Here is a 16,129-nt window from a genome sequence, read left to right as displayed (position 1 = left end):
GTGACAGTGTCGTTTCATGAAAGCCGTTTTGAATATCAAACAGGTCGGTTTCTATTGTTGGGATATTACCAATGACCGCTTCTATTTGGATGAAGTGTGCGCTGAACTATTCGGAATTCCACTTAGACAGGCAATGCAGGGCATCAGTATTTTCCAGATACTCGAAAAAGTGGATCTGGATCATCGGAATCGGGTGATAGAGACCGCCTTGAACACACTGAAGGATGCGAGCTTCTACAGTCAGGAATATGCCGTGCGCCGCACCGACGGTTCGGTTTCCTGGGTGAGGACCGCTGGCCGATATCTCGTCGATGAAGAAAACATTCCCTTTAAGCGGCTGGGAACCATGGAGGAAATTTCTCCGCCGGATTTGCGCCACTGAAGCAGGCGGCTCCGGCAGGGAGTGGACTTATTCCGGCTGAAAGAGTAACAGTCCCCCATGATTACGCGCGCCGTCAACTTGGTCGAAGACAATGCCATCGAATCCGCCGTACGGACGATTTCGATGGAGCGGGCGGGCCTTGCCGCCCTCGAGACGGCTCTGCGAGACGGTCTCTCGGTCCCCTTCTGCAAGGCGATCGAAACAATCGGCCAGTCGAACGGCCGTCTCATCATAACCGGCGTGGGCAAAAGCGGGCATATAGGTGCGAAGCTGGCGGCCACCTTTGCGTCCACTGGAACGCCGGCATTTTTTGTCCATGCGGCGGAGGCCAATCACGGCGATCTGGGCATGATCGGCGGTGACGACGTGGTTCTGGCCATCTCCAAGGGTGGGGAAAGTGCCGAATTGCGCAGCATTATCAATTATTCGCGCCGCTTTTCCATTCCGCTGATCGCGCTCACCTGTTCCGAGACATCATCGCTGGCGAAGGCTTCCGATATCGTATTGCTGGTTCCCAATGAGCAGGAAGCCTGCCCGCTTGGCCTTGCGCCCACAACCTCCACATTGATGCAGCTTGCACTTGGTGATGCCCTTGCTGTTGCGCTGCTGGAAGCGCGCAATTTTACGGCGGGCGATTTCAAGGTATTTCACCCCGGCGGCAAGCTGGGCGCCAGTCTCACGCTGGTCAGCGACATAATGCATACCGGCGATCGTGTGCCGCTGGTCAACAGGGGAACGGCCATGCCGGAAGCCGTGGGTGTTCTCTCCCGCAAGCATTTCGGCTGCGTCGGCGTTCTCGATGAGGACGGGCGTCTGTGCGGCATCGTCACCGAGGGGGACATGGCGCGCAACCTGTCGCGCAATCTTGCTGAATTGACCGTGGACGATATCATGACCCGGACGCCCAAGACGGTCAAAAAATCGGTCCTGGCAACGGGTGCGCTGGCAACGCTCGAAAAATTCCACATCGGCGCATTGATTGTGGTTGATGACGATAACCGGCCGATAGGGCTGGTGCATTTCCACGATCTGCTGAGAATCGGCGTGGCCTGAGGCCCACCGATCCTGAGAAGGCTGATCCTGAAAACCTATCGCTCTAACGGCTCGACTGTCAGCGTTCGTCCCCGGGCGGAAGCGATCTTCACCCGGGTTCCCGCCGGCAGGTCTTCACCGTTGACCGGCCACCAGGTATCGTCCAGCCTGATACGGCCCCGCCCTTCGACAATCGGTTCCTGAAGCGTCGCCGTGCGGCCGACAAGGCTTGCCTCTCGCTGGTTGAGGAAGGGCTCGTCGCTTGTCGCCCGGTTTCTGCCGAAGTATTTCCGGCCGAGCAGAGCGAAAACGACGGAGAGCGCGGCAAATATAACTAACTGCAATTCCCACGCCCAAAAAGCTGTTTGCCAAAGGAGCAAGGAGAGCGCACCGATGACCAGTGCGGCAAGGCCGATCCAGATCAGAAAGACGCCGGGGGCGATGAGTTCGGCGGCGAGCAGCACGAAAGCGACGATCCACCAGCTCCATGGTCCAAGTTCCGTGGCAAGCCCTTGCAGCATTGTCACTTCTCCGAGGAAGAACCGAAGGGATTGCCGGGAGCCGTGACGTTAATCGTCTGGGCCGAAGCCCGTGTCGGCGGCACGGAGCGGGAGGATGCGGGGGCGGCGGGAGCAGTGGGCGCGTCTCCGCCGTTGCCGAAGACCTCTTTCGCAATCGTGCCGATACCGCCGAGAGAGCCGATCAGCGCCGAGGCCTCCATCGGCATCAGCACGATCTTGGCGTTCTTGGCTGTGCCGATCTCGGCAAGTGCTTCGGTGTATTTCTGAGCAACGAAATAGTTGATGGCATGGACATTGCCGGCCGCAATGGCTTCCGACACCATACGGGTGGCGTTGGCTTCGGCCTCGGCGAGACGTTCGCGCGCTTCGGCGTCGCGGAACGCTGCTTCGCGCTGGCCTTCCGCTTCCAGAATAGCGGATTGTTTTGCGCCTTCCGCGCGCAAAATCTGGGCATTGCGGGCGCCTTCCGCCTCCAGCACCTGCGCGCGTTTTTCGCGCTCCGCCTTCATCTGCCGCGCCATGGAATCGACGAGATCCTTCGGCGGCGCGATATCCTTGATTTCAATGCGGGTGACCTTGATGCCCCAAGGTCCCACGGCCTCATCCACCACGCGCAGAAGGCGGTCGTTGATGGCGTCGCGGTTCGATAGCAATTCATCGAGGTCCATCGAACCCATGACCGAGCGGATATTGGTCATGGTAAGGTTCTGGATGGCGTTTTCCAGATTGGCGATCTGGTAGGCAGCCTGCGCCGCATTCAGAACCTGATAAAACGCCACCGCATCGGCGGAAACGCTGGCATTGTCGCGGGTGATGACTTCCTGGGTGGCGATGTCGAGCACCTGCTCCATCACGTTCATGCGGGCGCCGATGCGCTCGAAGAAGGGTACGATGAGGTTCAGGCCAGGCTCGAGCGTGCGCGTATAGCGCCCGAAACGTTCCACCGTATAGCGGTATCCCTGCGGCACGGTCTTGATGCCGGCAAACAGCACCAGAATGACCAGAACCACGGCTGCCAAGACGACGATGTCGAAACCGCCCAATGCGATCATCACTTTACCCTCCAGCACATCATGATCAGGGTTTTACCCCCGTATCGTTATGGCAAGATTACACCCAGCCTTGCAACTCCCGCCGCACAACCTTTTCGAGAACGGTCATGCCCTCGGCACTGTCATTCAGGCATGGGATGTGGGTGAATTTCTCGCCGCCATTATGCAGGAAGATTTCTCCGGCTTCACCGGCAATTTCCTCCAGGGTCTCAAGACAATCCGATACGAAGCCGGGATTCATCACGGCTATACGTTTGATGCCTTCCGAGGCGAGTTTTTCCACGGTCTTGTCGGTATAGGGCTGGAGCCACTCTTCCGGTCCGAAACGGGACTGGAACGTGATCATGAAGTTCTTTTCGGTCAAGCCCAGAGCCTCGCGCAGCAGACGGGCGGTTTTCTGGCAATGGCAATAATAGGGGTCGCCCTTTTTGAAATAGGATTGCGGAATGCCGTGGAAAGAGGTGATCAGCATCTCCGGCTCCCAGTCCAGCGTCGCCAGATGGTTTTTGACGGAGGCGGCGAGCGCCTCGATATAGGCGGGATCGTCATGATAGGGCGGCACGGTGCGGATCGCCGGCTGCCAGCGCAGTTTCATCAGATGTTCAAACGCCTTGTCGTTCACGGTCGCCGTGGTGGACGCGGCATATTGCGGATAAAGCGGAAAAAGCAGGATTTTTTCGCAGCCCTGTTCTTTAAGCGCGTCGATCTTCGAGGCGATGGCAGGCTGCCCGTAACGCATTGCCCAGTCCACAACCACGTTGGGCAAATCCTTCAATGCCTGCGCCATCAACTCGCCCTGGCTGCGCGTATATGTTCGCAGGTAGCTTTCGTTGCGCTCGTGGTTCCAGATTTCCTCGTAGGCCTTGCCAACCTTCTGCGGGCGCTTGTTGAGGACGATGCCGTAAAGGATCGGGTACCAGTAGAGGCGCGACCATTCGATCACGCGCTTGTCGCTCAGGAACTCCGCCAGATAACGGCGCATCGGCCAATAATCCGTACCATCGGGCGTGCCGAGATTGACGAGCAGCACGCCCACCTTGCCAAATGCGACACGGGGATGGTTCGCGGGGAGTGCGGATAATTCTGTCACCATGAATGATACCCTGAAACTCGAACTGGTTGTGCGAGGGACGCTCCGCCTCGGATATAGGCTGGAAACGCTCCATCGTCTGTTTATTGACCCCAACGCAAACAGCAATGAAGTTTGGCTGGACGTGCCCGAGCTATACGCCCGTGGCGTTACTTTGTTCATCGTGTTCTAGACGAAATTCTTCAGGATTAAACCACCGCCACCGGCTATTTCCGCCATTCCGGCAGGCACATGCCTTCAGGCGGCAAAATTATTCTCGTAAGTATCTGTTTTTCATTAGAAAAAAGAAGCCGGCCCAGAAATCCGAGGGCCGGCTTCGTGTCTGCGGCATATTGCCCTGTCTGCTGTAGCCCCGCTTATTGAGCCGGCAGTTCCAGCTCCTCGCCGATTTCGATGTGGTTCGGATGCTTCAGCGTGTTTGCCTTGGCAATTCTCTGCCAGAGCGCGCCGTCGCCATATTTCTCCGCAGCAATTTTCCAGAGCGAATCGCCTTTTTCCACCACATATTTGCTGGCGGCTGCAGCAGCTGCAGCAGGCGTCGTTGTGGGCGGTGCGGGGGTGGCAGGGGCTGCCGGCGCGGGTGCCGGTGTGGCGGCCGGAGCGGCTGTCGTCACTGCCGGCGCGGGTGCTGCGGGCTTCGCCGGGGCGACGTAACCTGCGGGCGTCACTTCGGCGATGCGGCCATCCGTATAGGGCTTATAGGGGCTGTTGGCGGTAATATAGGCCGCAACGGCCTCCTCGAGATTGGGGCCGAAATCATAAGCGTTGATGGCTTTGGTCGCAAAAACCTTGAAGCCGTCACCCCCGGTCCGCACGTAGTTATTGGCCGCAACGATATAGGTCTTGGCGGGATCGAGAGGCACGAAGGCATCGCCTTCCTTGACTTCGACGGAAACGACGCGGCTGCCGGCCGGCTTCGAGCGGTCGAAGGAATATTTCATGCCGGAAACCTGCATGAAGCGGCCCGCACCGTCATCAATCTGGCTGACGCCGTTTTCGAGGGCGGCACGAATATCCTCGCCCTTGAGCTGGAAGGTTGCGACGGTGTTCTGGAACGGCAGAACCGTCAGCACTTCGCCCATGGAGACATCGCCGCCATCGATGGAGGAACGCAGGCCGCCGCTATTTGCAAAAGCGATGGTGACGCCCTGATCCTTGACGCGGGCCAGCGTTGCGTCGGCCACCAGATTGCCCATCGAGCATTCCTTCACGCGGCAAATCTTGCGGTCGCCCTCGATCGGGCCCTCAGAAGTGCCGACCACCTTGGCTTTCAGGGCTTCGATCGGCGCCTTCAGTTCATCGATACGCTTCAGCGTGGCTTCATCGGGCTTGAAGGAGGAATCGACGAGGATCGGGTCTCCCTTGCTTTCCTTCACCACGCCGTTGTCGTCGAAGACGATTTTGAGGTCGCCAAGATATTTGCTGTACTGGCCGGCCTGCACGACAGGAACCTTGTAGCCGCCGGGATTGTCAACGAGCGTCGGATAAGGGCCTTCGGCTTTCTGGTCGGTGTTCGACAGCAGCGTATGCGAATGGCCGCCAACCACAACATCGACATCGGGAATTTTGGCGATGAATTCCAGATCGCGCGGGTAGCCGACATGGGTGAGCGCGATGATCTTATCGACGCCGTCCCGCTTCAGCTTCTGTACCTGTTCGCTAATTTTCGCGACATCTTCGGCAATGGTGATGTTGGGACCAGGTGTTGCCAGTTCGGCCGTATCGTTGGCAACGGCGCCGACGATACCGATTTTCTGTCCGCCGACCTCGAGCACGATGGACGGCTTTACCCGGTCGCCGATTTTAGAGGCGGCGGTGGCCACCACGTTGGCGGTTACGACGGGGAATTGAACCTTGTCGAGGAAGCCGGCGAGCCCGTCCTCGCTATCGTCGAATTCATGGTTGCCGACGGTCATCGCGTCGAACTTCATGGCATTCAGCATTTCCGCTTCCACCGTGCCCTTGTAGGTGGTGTAGAACAGCGAGCCCTGGAAATTATCGCCGGCATTGAGCAGCAGGACGTTTTTCCCCCCGGTCTTCAGGGCATCCCTTGTCTGGTTGATCGCTGTCAGCAGGCGCGCGGCACCGCCGAAGCATTCATTTTTTCCTTCCTCTTCCGCAGAGCAGGTCGAGTCGAATTTGTTGATCGATTCGATACGGGAGTGAAAATCGTTGATGTGAAGAATGTTGAGCTCGTAATCGGCCAGAGCCGCGCCGGCGGAAAGCGTTATCGCCGAAACGCTCAGCATGCCCAGTCCCAAAATTTTCTTCATGGTCCCTCTCTCCTGTTCAAAGCGGAAGCCCTGGCCGGTTGATCATTCTCCGACCGCGCTCATTCTTTAGTCCGAAAACATGTCAGTCTTTCGAAAACCGGATGTTTCCATTTAGCGGCAGTCGCCGCAAGCGAAATTATGACAGGTAGGCAATAAAGAAAAACGCACGCCAAAGGGCGTGCGTCTGAAGGGGTTATCTTATTGAATAGGTGATATTATCAGCCCTGACGCGTGAGCGAGAACTGGCTGTTTGTGTCCGTCGTGCAGTTCAATTGTGACGGGGAGACGAGGGCGCAGTTGACGCGCGACTGCGTGTTGCGCACCAGCGACGTCATATTGATTTCGTAAAGCGTCGGCGAAATGGTGACATAGGTGCCGGAGGCCAGCAGCGTGTTGGTGTCGGTCGACCGGGTGGAGAAGGCGCCGTTCTGGAAGGTCGATACGATGCCGTTGCGGTCGATCCAGCGGCCGTCGACAGCCGGCCCGCGGGACAGGGACGGCGCCATCGAGGTTTGCTGCGATGGACCCGGCGCGACGCATGAAGACACCGCGATGGCGGCTGAAAGCAAAGCCGCGCTTGTCTTGAAGTTCATGAGCCTGTTCTCCTGCGATTCGATAAAAGCTTCTTGCTTCGACCATGCCGTGAAGCGTTCTTTATTTCAAGGCAACGTTGTTCGCTCTCCCCGGTTCCTGAGGTCGTTCAGAAAATCCCGGCGTGGCAAATATGAGACTCTTCCATCAGCGCACGAGGATGTTGCGGAACTGCCAGGGATCGGACTTGTCGAGATTTTCGGGGAACAGGCCGGGACGACCGTCAAGCGGTGTCCAGTCGGTATAATGGCCCTCGACCGGGCCGAGATAGGGGCGCTGCACTTCAAGGCAGCGGCGATAGTCCATCTCGTCGGCTTCGACGATGCCGACCTGAGGATTTTCGAGCGCCCAGACCATGCCGGCCAGCACCGCCGAACTGACCTGCAGTCCGGTCGCGTTCTGGTTCGGGGCAAGCGACCGCGCCTCTTGCAGGCTGAGCCGGGAGCCATACCAATAGGCGTTTTTTTCGTGACCATAGAGCAGGACGCCCAGCTCGTCGGCGCCATCGACAAGCTCGTCTTCGCCCAGCACATGCTGAACCGGCTGGGGAATGCCGCCATTGCCGAAGAGTTCATGCAGGGAGAGAATCGCGTCGTTGCAGGGATGGTAGGCATAATGACAGGTGGGTCGGTATGTCACGTCGCCACCTTCGTTGCGGACGGTGAAATAATCCGAAATCGAAATCGCCTCATTGTGCGTGACGAGAAATCCATATTGCGGCCCAAGGCCCGGGCACCATGTGCGTACTCTTGTGTTGGCGCCCGGCTGATCGAGATAGATCGCTGCCTTGCTGCCCTTCTTCTGTTTTTTTGCGTTTTTCGGCATCCAGTTCTCATGCGTTCCCCAGCCGAGCTCGGCCGGCTGAAAACCTTCCGCGATAAAACCTTCGACGGACCACGTGTTCCAGAAAGCGCCGAAGGGCTTGGGTTCTTTCGCCCGCTGGGTGTCGCGTTCAGCCACGTGAACACCCTTGACGCCAAGCCGCTCCATCAGTTTCGCCCAGCCTTCCCGGTCATGGGACTGCGGCTCCTCGATGTCGACGCCGATATCCTTTGCGAGATTGACGAGTGCCTGTTTCACGAACCACGAGACCATGCCCGGATTGGCGCCGCAGGTCGAAACGGCCGTCGTGCCGCCGGGTCTGCGCGCCTTTTCCTTGAGCATGGTCTCGCGCAGCGAATAATTCGTTCTCGCGGCATTGTCGGCATCGGCATCGAAATAAAAGCCGGGCCATGGCTCCACGACGGTGTCGATGTAGAGCATGCCGTGTTTACGACAGATCCGCATGAGGTCGACGGATGCGGCGTCCACGGAAAGGTTGACGCAAAAACCTTGACCCCGCACGCCTTTAAGAAGCGGCTTGAGAACCTCCTTATAGTTCTCCTTTGTCAGGTGTGTCTGGATATGACGGATGCCCTTCTCGGCCAGAAATGGGGCGATGTCTGCGCGCGGATCGATGACCACGAGGCGGGTCCGGTCGAAATTGAAATGACGATCGATCAACGGAAGAGTGCCGCGCCCGATGGAGCCGAAGCCGATCATGATGATTAGGCCATCGATATCGCCATAAATCGGGTGGTTTGCGTCCGTCATTCGTCAATTTTCCTTTTTCAGCCAATAAGTAAGCTAGATCACAAAAGCGTGCCACAATAAAGGGCAGGCAGATGACGGACATATGACGGTGCTGCCCGCAAGGTCGGTTCAGCTTCTCTTCCCTTCATTCTGCCTCTTCGCATTTTGGAGGGCGCGTTTATAATTGAACTCTTCTTTTCGCCATCGACCAAGGCTCGGGGGGGCTTGACGGGATGATGGGGGAGGGATTTCTCCATCACAGGAGTTGCCTGTTGAGTGATCTTTTCGCGCGTGTAACAGCGCTTCAGAGTGCCACCCCCGTTTTGATCGCCCTCTATGATTCCGACGATCGGTTGCGGCATGCCAATCCGTCGTTTCGGGAGAGCTTCAGGCTTGCCGAAGATGATTTTCCGACCTGGGCGGATATCATGCGGCTGAACCACCGGCTGCGGACCGGTGTCGTCATTCGCAACAATGATTTCGAAGGATGGCTGCTGTCGGCGCAGTCCCGTCGCGGCAAGCTGCCTTACCGCGCCTTTGAGATGGACATGTATGACGGTCGCTGGTTCTGGATGACGGAAACGGTGCAACAGGATGGCTGGATGCTGTGCGTTGCAAGCGATGTCACCGAATTGCGCCAGGGTTACAGAACGCTGAGGCAGGACAGGGATCTGGCCGTACGCGCCTCCCAGACGGACGAACTCACGGGAACGGCGAACCGCCGCTTCGTCTTCGCCAAGCTGGCGTTGCAGGTAGAGCAGGTCTCAAAGGGGCTGGAGGCCTCTTTTTGCCTTTGCACGCTCGACATCGATTTTTTCAAGCAGATCAATGATCGTTTCGGTCATAAGTGCGGTGACGCGGTGCTGCGCGATTTTGTCGGCGTCGCCCATTCCGTCATCCGCAGGGTCGATTGCTTCGGAAGGATCGGTGGTGAAGAATTCATGCTCGTCCTGCCGAGAACGTCTCTTGCCGAGGGGCGGGACATTGTCGAGCGGCTGCTGCAGCGAGTTCGGCTTTCGCGACCTCTCGCGGATTTTCCGGATTTCTCCTACAGCTGCTCGGCCGGCATGACGGCCTATCGGACGGCGGAAAGCGCGGACGATATTTTCACGCGTGCCGATCAGGCCCTTTATGCGGCTAAGGAGAAGGGCCGCGACCGGCTTCTGGCGGTAACGGTTTAGATGAGTTCCGCCGCAACCAGCCCATGCAGCGAATTGCCGACGAAGAGCCTGCGGCCGGCAATGTCTTCCGGCTTCAGCGCCTGTCCACGCGCCTTGCGTTCGCGGATCAGATCGGCGCGCAGCACGCCCGGCAGAATGCCGCTGTCGAGCGGTGGCGTCAGCAATTGCCCATCTGGCATTTCCACGAAAATGCTGGTCGATGATCCCTCGCACAATTCACCGCGTTCGTTGAGCAGCAGCACCTCGTCGGCCTCTCCGGCTGAAAATTCAGCACGGGCGGCGTCATAGGGTTCGCGGCGCGAGGACTTGTGGCGATAGAAGGTATCAGTGGAATCGAGTGTGACGTTCCGGGCGATACGAACCCGCCAGACCGTATCCTGTCGCAGGGGCTCGAACTCGGTGGTCTCGATGTGCAGTTCCCCCTTGTAGTTCATCACCAGCCTGACGCAGAGCGGCTTGTCGCCGCCCACCGCCTTTTCCAGCGCCTGAACCGCATTGGCCGGGGCACGGAAACCGAGCGCGTCGGCAGAGCGCAGCAGCCGGCGGATATGCTGGTCAATGCGCTGAAAGCCGGTCTGTGGCTCCCAGCGCAGCGTTTCCCTCAAGGTCAGATCGGCGGGTTTGCGTTTCATGGCCTGTGCTCGTCGCCCTAAATTGATGACCGGCATCCTGTGCCGGCACCATCAACCGGCAAAGCTTGCCCGAAACAGGATAGCTCTGCCGGTGGATGAGATTAAGCCTGCCTGTTATCCAGCGCTTCCAGCTCGTCGATCAGCCTCTCGATCATCGAAAGCCCCTTGTCCCAAAAGGAGGGATCGGTCGCATCAAGGCCGAAGGGCTTCAGGAGTTCCGAATGGTGCTTGGTGCCGCCCGCCCTCAGAAGCTCGAAATACTTCTCCTGAAAGCCTGACTCGGCCTTCTGGTAAACCGCATAAAGCGAGTTTACCAGGCAGTCGCCAAAGGCATAGGCGTACACATAAAAGGGCGAGTGGATGAAATGGGGGATGTAGGTCCACCACGTCTCATAGCCTTCGGAAATCCGTATCGCCGGACCCAGGCTCTCTGCCTGAACGGAAAGCCACAGGTCGCCGATCTGCTCGGAGGTCAGTTCACCCTGCTTGCGCGCAGTGTGCAGCTTGCGCTCGAATTCATAAAAAGCAATCTGGCGCACGACCGTGTTGATCATGTCCTCGACCTTGCGGGCGAGCATGGCCTTGCGTTCCCGAACATCCTTCGTGTCATCGAGCAGTTTGCGGAAGGTCAGCATTTCCCCGAACACCGAGGCCGTTTCAGCCAGAGTGAGAGGCGTCGCGCACATCAGGGCGCCCTGTTCGCCGGCCAGAACCTGATGCACACCATGGCCAAGCTCATGGGCAAGCGTCATCACGTCGCGTGGTTTGCCGAGATAGTTGACCAGCACATAGGGATGGGCCGAGGGCACGGTGGGATGTGCAAAGGCACCCGGCGCCTTGCCGGGGCGGGCAGGGGCGTCGATCCATTCTTCATCGAAGAAGCGGCGGGCAATATCGGCCATTTCCGGCGCGAAGTCGCCATAGGCGGAAAGTACGGTATCCTTTGCCTCATCCCACGAAATGATCGTGTTCGACGTATCGGGAAGGGGCGCGTTACGGTCCCAATAATTCATCTGCTCCATGCCCAGCCACTTCGCCTTCATGGCGTAATAGCGATGTGAAAGGCGCGGATAGGCTTTTTTGACTGCCGCCGCCAGCGCATCGACAACCTCGCGCTCGACGCGGTTCGCCAGGTGGCGGCTATCGGCAATATCCTCGAATTTGCGCCAGCGGTCGGAAATATCCTTGTCCTTGGCGAGCGTGTTGGTGATGAGCGTGAAGACCCGCAGATTGGCCTTGAAGGTGGCGCTCAGCGCTTCCGCCGCCTTCTTTCGGGTTTCCGGTTCCGGCTCCTGAAGCATGTTGAGCGTCACTTCCAGCGGCAGGCTTGCGCCGTCTATGTCGAAACGCAGATCTGCCATCGTCTCGTCGAAGAGGCGGTTGAACGCCGCCGCGCTGGTCATCGATTTTTCAAGGAAAAGCTGTTCGAGCTGATCATCGAGCTGGTGCGGCTTGTCCTTGCGCAAATCCACGAGCCAGGGGCGGTAATGCCCTGCAGCTGCATCATTCGCCATGCAGGCGTCCATCGTGGCGTCGTCGATGCGGTTGAGTTCGAGCGTGAAGAACAGGAGGTGGGAGGAAATATCCGTCAGTTCCGCCTGGGCGTCGCCGTAGAGTTTGCCGTTTGCCGGATTGGATGTGTCGGAAAAATAGGTGAGCCCGGCAAAAGAGCCGATGCGGCCGATAAGATCGTCCAGCGCTTCATATTCCTTCAGCGCCGCGCCAATGCCCTTTTCGCCTGTCGCCTTTGCGGCGGCCTCAAGCTTGCCCTTCCATTTCTGCTCGAAAGCAGCCGCCATCGACGCCGCTTTCTCCAGGTCACCCCTGTATTCGGCCGAATCTCCCGACGGATAGAGGTCCGAAAGCTTCCAGCCGGGCAGGTCGCCGAGCAGTGGGGCGGCTGTTTCGGCGAGGGCGAAGACAGGCTGCGGAACGGGTTGGTTGAGGGTCATCGGATATGTCCTTCTGATTATGCTTTGCGCAGCATATGGGGCCTTTGTTTCCCGCGGCAATGGATAAAATGCAAGCAATTCTCAAAACTGGATGTTCAAGTCTCCCGTGCCAGAGTGCGGCACAAGGGACCGCATGACGCAGGTCCATAAACCGGAAACCGGAGCTAAAAATGACCGCGCATGTTCTTGTGATAGACGACGATCCCGTCCAGCGCCGCCTGCTCAAAAATGCGGTGGAACGTTATGGGCACTTGGCCCTGCTTGCCGAGAACGGCAAGGCCGGCCTGGAGCTCCTCAAGCAATATAGCGGTGAAATAAATGTCGTCGTCCTCGATCTCATGATGCCGGAGATGGATGGTCTCGGTTTTCTGAAAGCCGTCGGTGAACTGGGCGTCGACGTTCCGGTCATCGTCCAGACGGGGCAGGGCGGCATCGACACGGTGGTGCAGGCAATGCGCGCCGGCGCCTTCGATTTCGTCGTCAAGCCGGTCTCACCGGAAAGGATCGGCGCCGCCATCTCCAATGCGCTCAAGCTCGACAGAAGAGAGGCAAAGGCCCGCACGGGCAGGCGCGGACGGAGCAATGCAGTGAATTTTACCGATATCGTTTCCGCAAGCCCCGCAATGCTGAGGGTGATCGAACTGGCGCAGCGCGCCGCGCAGTCCAGCATTCCCGTGGTGCTTGAGGGTGAGTCGGGCGTGGGCAAGGAAATGGTCGCCCGGGCCATCCAGTCCGCCGGCGACCGGGCGAACAAGCCCTTTATTACAGTCAATTGCGGCGCTATTCCCCATAATCTGGTGGAAAGCATTCTGTTCGGTCACGAGAAGGGCGCCTTCACCGGCGCGACGGAAAAGCACGTCGGCAAATTCATGGAAGCGGATGGTGGCACGCTGTTCCTGGACGAGATCGGCGATCTGCCGCTGGACGTGCAGGTCAAGCTGCTGCGCGCCGTCCAGCAAGGCGAAATAGAAACCGTCGGTTCCGCTCGGGTGCAGAAAGTAAATGTGCGGCTGATCTCGGCCACCAACAAGAATCTCATCGAGGAGGTTAAGGAAGGCCGCTTCCGCGAGGATCTTTATTATCGCCTCAACGTCTTTCCGATTACCATTCCCGCCTTGCGTCGCCGGAAGGAAGATATCCCCCACCTCGCACGGGTGTTTGCCGAACGTTTTTCCGCGGAGCAGAAGCTGCCCAATCCCGTCGGCCTGGATGCCAGCGCGCTGGCGCTGCTGACCGCTTATGACTGGCCCGGCAATATTCGCCAGCTTGAAAATGCCGTCTTCCGCGCCGTCGTGCTGTCGCAGGGCGGGGAACTGTCGGATGCCGATTTTCCGCAGATCGCGCTGCAACTGCCGGAATTCTCGGCAGGTGATGACGCAGAGGATGTCATCCGCTCGCCATCCGGATCGTCACTGAAGCTCGCAGCCTATTCGCCACCGGCACCAGCCGTCGAAAACCATGTCGTCACGGATGAACCGGCAGATGTTTCCACCACCATTTACAGGGGAGGAAGCCTGATCTCCAGCACGGATGAGACAGGCAACATCCGAAAGCTGGCGGAGATCGAAGAGGAGCTTATTCGTTTCGCCCTGCGTTTCTATCGCGGGCAGATGAGTCAGGTCGCCAGAAAGCTCGGCATCGGCCGCTCGACACTTTATCGCAAGCTGAAGGATTACGGCATCGATCCCGATGATCCGCTTCGAGACGTCGCATGATCGCGCAAGGCACTTATTCGAGGGCAGATCGCAAAATTCGTTAACTTCTGAGCAAGGATATCCGCTTACCGTCTATAAACCTCTTGTTAGTGGCTGATTCACTATATAGAGGAAGGTTGTATGTGTGTGGCAATTTTGCCATCGTGTCACCGTATTTGACGTTCATTTGAGGCAATGTGACAGAAATTGTCTTCCAGGCGGGGATCGAATTGCCATATCTGCATCGGAATAACGCGCTTTCAGGCAAGATGGCGCGCGGCTTGATCAAGGATATATGCACGAAGCTGTCGGCACGCGCTGTCACCTTTGCCTGCCTGATGCTCGCCGCAATGCCTTTCGTTGGTGTTTCGGCGACGGAAGCCGCCGCCGAAACGCGCAGTCTCAAGCTGTATTATATCCACACACGCGAAAAGGCGGTCATCACCTTCAAGCGCAATGGAAAATATGACCAGAAGGGTCTGCAGGAGCTGAACCGATTCCTACGCGACTGGCGTCGCAACCAGCCGACACGCATGGACCCGCGCCTTTTCGATCTCGTCTGGGAAGTCTATCGCCGCAGCGGCGCCACCGATTATATCAACGTCGTGTCGGCTTTCCGCTCGCCTGAAACCAATGGTCTTCTGCGCACGCGCACCAAGGGTGTCGCAGAAAAGAGCCAGCACATGCTGGGCAAGGCCATGGACTTTTATATCCCAGGCGTGAAACTTTCCCGTCTTCGCGAGATCGGCATGCAGATGCAGATCGGCGGCGTCGGTTTCTATCCGACATCGGGATCTCCTTTCGTGCATATGGATGTCGGCGGCGTTCGTGCCTGGCCGCGCATGAGCCGCCAGGAACTCGTCCGCATCTTCCCGAATGGCAATACGCTGCATCTTCCTTCCGATGGTAAGCCGCTTCCCGGTTATGAGCAGGCGCTTGCCGATTACAAGAAGCGCGTCAGTTCCTCTTCCATTCAAGTTGCTTCCAGTGCCGGTGCCGGTCCGGCCTCTTCGGGCGGCGGCAAGCGCAAGACCCTGTTGCAGGCCCTGTTTGGCGGCGGTGACGAGGATGAAGATCCCGATAGCATCGCAGCGCCCGAGCCCGCCGAACGTCCGGCGGTTGCTCGCCCGGCAGCTCCGCAGCAGGCGGCTCCTGAGCCCGAACCGACGATCGCCGTTGCTTCGGCCCAGGCACTTCCGGGTGTGACCGATGCTCCGTTGCCCACGGCCCGTCCCGCATTCGGCAACCAGCCGCCTGCCAATACCGGCCTTGCGACCGCGCTTTATTCGCCGGCGCGTAACGCAGCCCAGGATGCGCTGCAGGCTGCGACCACACCGACGCCCACATCCGCGCCTGCCGAGCGTCAGCAATTTGCCGATCTCGCCGAGGTTTCAGTTCCGGTGCCGACGCTTCTCGGGCCGCGTGGCATGAAGGGGGATGCCGAGGGTTCTGTTCTCACCGCTTCCGCTGACGGCGCAACGCCCGCAGCAACGGGCGAACTGGCCTCTGTTCCGGTCCCCGCCAACCGTCCGGCTGTTGCGGAAGCCCTGCTGGCGGCCGCGAATGCCGATCCGGAGGGGGAAGACGACCTCGCCGAGACGCAGCAGGATACACTTTCACCAACAGTGGTCGCAGCTCTGGAACAGAGCGGTCAGGCTGCCCGGTCGCAGGTTCAGTCAGCCGTCACGCCGACAGCCGCTCCTTTCCCGGCCGCCGTCAATCACAAGGTCACGGTCGCACCTGCTGAAACGGCCAAGGCAGAACCACAGCCCGGCTTCGGTGACGCTTTTGATCTGAAACCTGCCATCAATAGTGGTCTCACTGCCGGCCTGCCGACCAAGGGCGCACGCCCGAGCAAGCAGGATGCTGCGGTTTCCCACCAGGCCATGGTCGGCGGCGGGCGTCTGACACAGGACCTGATTTCGGATTGGGCGCTCAATCAGAACAAGGGCACGACCGGGCGTTCGGTCAAGGCGCCGCGGGTTGTCGCCAACCGCATGCTGAGCCACGATATGTCGGCTTCCGCGACGTCGGCAAGCTTCAAGCCGGGCGCGGTCGCCATCGAATCGAGCCGCTTCAGCACGCCGGTCAAGATGCACTGAGCCTTCATTGCCAATGCGGCCCGAGAGGCCAATAAAAAACCCGCCGGTAACGGCG

The 16,129-nt window shown here is 58.8% G+C and carries 13 protein-coding genes; 5 read left to right on the top strand and 8 right to left on the bottom strand.

Going from position 1 to position 16,129, the window contains the following annotated elements:
* Window positions 1-16: 16 nt before the first annotated feature.
* Window positions 17-382 carry a PAS domain-containing protein gene (locus BTN45_RS18265; protein WP_006697194.1) on the top strand — a complete coding sequence of 122 codons (366 nt, stop codon included), beginning with the start codon at window positions 17-19 and terminating at the stop codon, window positions 380-382.
* Between the two features lie 57 nt (window positions 383-439).
* A complete protein-coding gene (locus tag BTN45_RS18260) occupies window positions 440-1,435 on the top strand; it encodes a KpsF/GutQ family sugar-phosphate isomerase (protein WP_004445833.1) in 996 nt (331 codons plus the stop codon).
* Between the two features lie 35 nt (window positions 1,436-1,470).
* Here BTN45_RS18260 and BTN45_RS18255 read toward each other — a convergent pair whose 3' ends face one another.
* The 6 genes from BTN45_RS18255 to BTN45_RS18230 all read right to left on the bottom strand — a co-directional run bounded on the left by BTN45_RS18255 (window position 1,471) and on the right by BTN45_RS18230 (window position 8,534).
* The gene (locus tag BTN45_RS18255; RefSeq protein ID WP_207590421.1) at window positions 1,471-1,935 is read right to left on the bottom strand and encodes an NfeD family protein; all 465 of its coding nucleotides are present in this window, start codon (window positions 1,933-1,935) and stop codon (window positions 1,471-1,473) included.
* A gap of 2 nt (window positions 1,936-1,937) precedes the next feature.
* The gene (locus BTN45_RS18250) at window positions 1,938-2,987 is read right to left on the bottom strand and encodes an SPFH domain-containing protein (protein ID WP_044459129.1); all 1,050 of its coding nucleotides are present in this window, start codon (window positions 2,985-2,987) and stop codon (window positions 1,938-1,940) included.
* Window positions 2,988-3,045: 58 nt separating this feature from the next.
* On the bottom strand, window positions 3,046-4,080 hold the full coding sequence (gene hemH, locus BTN45_RS18245) for a ferrochelatase (protein WP_207590419.1): 1,035 nt from the start codon (window positions 4,078-4,080) through the stop codon (window positions 3,046-3,048).
* Between the two features lie 353 nt (window positions 4,081-4,433).
* Complete coding sequence (locus tag BTN45_RS18240; protein WP_207590417.1) at window positions 4,434-6,350, bottom strand: 5'-nucleotidase C-terminal domain-containing protein; 1,917 nt, start codon at window positions 6,348-6,350, stop codon at window positions 4,434-4,436.
* Window positions 6,351-6,568: 218 nt separating this feature from the next.
* A complete protein-coding gene (gene omp10 / locus BTN45_RS18235) occupies window positions 6,569-6,943 on the bottom strand; it encodes an outer membrane lipoprotein Omp10 (RefSeq protein ID WP_003506132.1) in 375 nt (124 codons plus the stop codon).
* A gap of 145 nt (window positions 6,944-7,088) precedes the next feature.
* The gene (locus BTN45_RS18230) at window positions 7,089-8,534 is read right to left on the bottom strand and encodes a homospermidine synthase (RefSeq protein WP_207590415.1); all 1,446 of its coding nucleotides are present in this window, start codon (window positions 8,532-8,534) and stop codon (window positions 7,089-7,091) included.
* A 251-nt stretch (window positions 8,535-8,785) separates the two neighbouring features.
* Here BTN45_RS18230 and BTN45_RS18225 point away from each other — a divergent pair, with 251 nt between their 5' ends.
* Complete coding sequence (locus BTN45_RS18225; RefSeq protein WP_006697187.1) at window positions 8,786-9,694, top strand: GGDEF domain-containing protein; 909 nt, start codon at window positions 8,786-8,788, stop codon at window positions 9,692-9,694.
* On the opposite strand, the gene BTN45_RS18220 is transcribed toward BTN45_RS18225, so the two are convergent.
* Together BTN45_RS18220 and BTN45_RS18215 are read right to left on the bottom strand one after the other, a co-directional pair.
* Window positions 9,691-10,326 (bottom strand): aminotransferase class IV family protein, encoded by a 636-nt coding sequence (locus tag BTN45_RS18220; protein ID WP_173615348.1) that lies wholly within the window; start codon window positions 10,324-10,326, stop codon window positions 9,691-9,693. The genes BTN45_RS18225 and BTN45_RS18220 overlap by 4 nt on opposite strands.
* Before the next feature lie 101 nt (window positions 10,327-10,427).
* On the bottom strand, window positions 10,428-12,278 hold the full coding sequence (locus BTN45_RS18215; protein ID WP_173615347.1) for a M3 family oligoendopeptidase: 1,851 nt from the start codon (window positions 12,276-12,278) through the stop codon (window positions 10,428-10,430).
* A gap of 170 nt (window positions 12,279-12,448) precedes the next feature.
* Between BTN45_RS18215 and BTN45_RS18210 the strand changes: the two genes are divergently transcribed.
* Entirely contained in the window at window positions 12,449-13,993 is a 1,545-nt protein-coding gene (locus tag BTN45_RS18210) for a sigma-54 dependent transcriptional regulator (RefSeq protein WP_207590413.1), read from the top strand.
* Between the two features lie 176 nt (window positions 13,994-14,169).
* On the top strand, window positions 14,170-16,074 hold the full coding sequence (locus BTN45_RS18205; protein WP_162702194.1) for a DUF882 domain-containing protein: 1,905 nt from the start codon (window positions 14,170-14,172) through the stop codon (window positions 16,072-16,074).
* Window positions 16,075-16,129 lie beyond the last annotated feature (55 nt).

Origin of the sequence: Rhizobium sp. ZX09, assembly GCF_017357485.1 — a bacterium.
Classification (GTDB): domain Bacteria; phylum Pseudomonadota; class Alphaproteobacteria; order Rhizobiales; family Rhizobiaceae; genus Agrobacterium; species Agrobacterium pusense.
Note: the sequence above shows the minus strand (reverse complement) of the source record. Positions and strands in the feature narration are given on the sequence as shown.